Source organism: Burkholderia sp. LFS061, from assembly GCF_047978125.1.
GTDB lineage: Bacteria > Pseudomonadota > Gammaproteobacteria > Burkholderiales > Burkholderiaceae > Burkholderia > Burkholderia pyrrocinia_C.
Genome location: NZ_JBFPFS010000127.1, coordinates 1 through 792 on the forward strand (window position 1 = coordinate 1; position 792 = coordinate 792).

General features: G+C 75.6%; 1 protein-coding gene. It reads right to left on the minus strand.

Features of this window, described 5'->3' with window-relative positions:
• Positions 1–146: 146 nt before the first annotated feature.
• Positions 147–792: TolC family protein (locus tag ACNQQL_RS35990; RefSeq protein ID WP_347069695.1), on the minus strand; the 646-nt coding region annotated here is incomplete at its 5' end.

Here is a 792-nt window from a genome sequence, read left to right on the forward strand (position 1 = left end):
GCCGGTTGCGTGCGCGCGTCCGGGCCGCCCGGTGCGCGCGGCGCACCGGTGTGGTCGGCCGCCGGGTTCTGGCGGGCGCTGGCGGGATCGGCGGCGGCGGGCCGCGCGGGAGTCTGCATGGTGTTGTCGCTGCTCATGGTTCGATGTCAAGGACGGTGGGAAGGAGTGGCGGCGAGCGCGGCGTCGTCCGGCTCGGCGCGGAAGCCGCCGCCGAGCGCGGCGACGAGCTGCAGCGACTGGTCCGCGCGCTGCGCGCGCAGCGCGGCGACCTCGCGGCTCGCGATCAGCAGTTGCTGGCGCACGACGAGCGCGTCGAGGTAGCTGCCGACGCCGGCCCGGTAGCGCGCGTCCGCGAGCCGCCACGCATCGGTGGCGGAGTCGAACGCAAGCTGCTGCGCATCGGCCTGCACGGCGAGCGAGTGCAGGCGGTGCAGATCGTCGGCCACCTCGCCGATCGCACCGATCAGCGTCTTGTTGTAGCCGGCGACCGCGAGGTCGTATTGCGCATCGCGCCTGCGCAGCACGCCGCGCCGCTCGCCGCCGTCGAAGATCGGCAGGCTCACGGCCGGACTGACGTTGTAGGTGCGCGACGCGGCCTGGAACAGCGATGCGCCGCCGCGTGTCGCGAGCCCGATCAGCGCGGTGAGACTCACGTTCGGCAGGAACTCCGCGCGGGCAGCTGCGACGTTGCGGCTCGCCGCCTCGACCCGCCAGCGCGCGGCGACGAGATCGGCGCGCCGGCCGAGCAGCGCGGCCGGCAGATCGGCCGGCACCGCCAGCGCGGCGGCCGGC